Below are 2,613 nucleotides of genomic sequence, written 5' to 3'. Positions count from 1 at the left end.
GCCTTCGGCATACTTCAATCTCTCATCTATACTGCCTCCACCGATCTTCAACTCGATTATTTCAGGCTTCTTCTTACCTATACCAGATAACACCGGTATCGTTGAAGCTATTACCCTCACATCGGCTATCTCACCGCTAAGAGCATCCCTTAACTCGCTTTCACTACTCTCGGCAACAAACTTGAAGCCATATTCACTTGATGGCTCAGGCCTAACTAGTCCATGATTCACCTTTCTTAATCCATGTAGATATTTCCTCACAACATCTTTTACACTAATTCCTATCAATGGGATACCAGCATAGAGCTCCTCGAAAGCTTTTGCAATAGCGTCGTAGGGGCTCCTCCAAGCCTCACCCTTGGTCTTCAAGTATCCCTCCTCATCAATAATGTAGGTTCTCACACCGAGCACCACTATCGGTGGTGCATCAAGTATAGTTACAGGCGTAAATACCTCCTTACCTGTCACCGGAGTGTTGGGTCTATCCTCAACTATTATAGCATGAGTCATCCCGGCCTTGTATACTGGGAACCCCAGGAGCACTGGTCTAGCTACTACACCCTGTGATGTAGCCTCGTTTCCAAGCCTCTCAACTAGTATATCAAACCATGATTTCTCAGGCCATCTCTTAACTCTGGGAGTCAGCTCTTCAGCCCTCTTCCTTGGCCTTACACCTAGACTGCCATGTCTTGGCGCATGCAGCTTCCTATGACCCATCCCTAAACACCTTCAAGGCTTCTATAGGTAAACAGGTTTTAAAAGCATAGTGTTAGATAATGTATGAGCACTTATATACGCTACTCTTTTTTCAACCAGTAATTTAGGAGTCCAAGGGTTATTATAACTGCCTCCTCGGTTCTAACGGATACAACATGCTGACCCGGTACAGTATTCCACACTGCGTCAACATACTCTAATAGGTTGAATCCTTCACCCCGTGATATCTCGAATAAATCGCGCTCAGGACTCCCGAATAACAGCATCAACTCCATCCTCCCCTTGAGAGAGGCAAGGTTACTCAACGAGGGTGTCTCTCCAGTCTTATCTGTTGCAATTATGAATACTTTCTCACCAGCCTCATCCAGGGCCTCTCTAAGTGAGTTCCTGAATACTAGTGATGGACCAATATAGTACTCTGTATCAATACACTCAGCAAGCTTCCTCCTGGAATCGACAACTTTGACCCTTGAAAACCCCTGTTTACAGTCACCTGGATTCACTAAGCTATATTTCTCAACGTTATCCAAGTAGGCGGTAAGCTTGCCCTCCTCAAGAGTAATAAACCCTATTCTCTCCTCCCCATCAACCGGTTTACCTGATACATTGAACTCTGAGAGCCTTATAGGGGGCAGAGCCCCCACGTAGCGGAGTAAGGGGTTGCGTGGAACAAGCCTTCTCCTCAAGTATGGGGGTGTGAAGAAGTATCTCCAGTGAATACTTATGATCTCTCTATGCTCACGGAACTCGTCTCGAGATGTCTCATATTCACGGTAAAACACCACTCTGTTAACACCGAATATAGAGGACCAACGAGCAACCTGGTGTATCCTGAGGGACTTTAAAAACAGGGTGGGCTCCACCGAGAGGATGCTTGTAGGTAGAACGATGCTTAAACCTATCCTGGCCACTCAACCCTACCCTTTCTTCTGACTACTCTGGGACTCCCTCCTCCTTTCCTTAATCATGAAAATAGTTGTTTTCTGCCGTCCACCCATCTAAATCACCCTCTACAGTTTAAGCATTACCGAGGTTTATAATAATGCTTCACAACTATACGTTCTCAGCCATAGTGTTCACTAGTGATTATCCTTCTACGAGTCTTACGCTTGAACGCCTTAGGGGTTCCAAGTATGAGTGGTACCAGTGTCTTCTCCACTAGTTGATCGCTTATAGGGCATGCCTCCAGGTAGAACCTCCTGGTTTTATCATCCAGGTTCTTTAAAGGTATTGGCCCATTTTGTGTAAGCATGGCATTGCCTGGTGGTATCCAGAGTATGCAACTCCCACATTTAACGCATCCATATGCCCTATAAATTACCTTGAGGAGGTCTACAAGATCCTCTATGTTCTCACTACTCATGGACGGTTTTACATGAATGCTTCTCCCCGAGACCGTTATAACCGTGTTCACTGATGAAACCCTGAACACGTCTCCCTGCTCCTCCACACTGTATCCCAGCCTACCCATATTCACCTTAACAACCTCCCTTATGCTTGGTGCTAGAACCTCCCTGTTAAACAATATCTTCAACTCATTATTCGACTCCACTATTTCAAGAGGCGCTAGATTTATACTGCTCCCCAGTAATCTATTAGTATACTCCCTCCTCCAGTCCATACTATAGTTTTCAATATGTCTAGCAATCCTCCTCTTAGCCGATGCCGGTGTAAGCCATCTCCACAATCCCAGCTTCATCCATTCAGCTGGTTGACTCAGCTTAACACGCCACTCCTCCAGGATCATTCCCCATTTACCCCAGAGCTCTGGATATTCCTTCTCGACATCCTTGAACTCGGCTAGAGCGCTTGAAGGGCATAGGAAGCATCCCAGCCTATCGAATCCACGCTCGTAGAGTTTATTGTATGGTAGCCTATGCTTGAATATGTAGAGCC

The 2,613-nt window shown here is 45.9% G+C and carries 3 protein-coding genes; all 3 read right to left on the bottom strand.

Translation table 11 applies throughout. The annotated features are described in order from the left end of the window. Positions 1-717 (bottom strand): 50S ribosomal protein L3 (rplC, locus tag ACP5N5_RS06615; protein ID WP_428134303.1); only part of this gene is annotated, 717 nt, incomplete at its 3' end. Positions 718-797: 80 nt separating this feature from the next. Continuing rightward, complete coding sequence (locus ACP5N5_RS06610) at positions 798-1,628, bottom strand: putative RNA uridine N3 methyltransferase (RefSeq protein ID WP_428134300.1); 831 nt, start codon at positions 1,626-1,628, stop codon at positions 798-800. A 152-nt stretch (positions 1,629-1,780) separates the two neighbouring features. Next, a partial coding sequence (locus ACP5N5_RS06605; protein WP_428134297.1) for a phosphoadenosine phosphosulfate reductase family protein occupies positions 1,781-2,613 on the bottom strand: 833 nt, incomplete at its 5' end.

This window comes from Desulfurococcus sp., assembly GCF_049970475.1.
Lineage (GTDB): Archaea > Thermoproteota > Thermoprotei_A > Sulfolobales > Desulfurococcaceae > Desulfurococcus > Desulfurococcus amylolyticus.
This window is presented reverse-complemented; position numbering and strand designations above follow the sequence as displayed.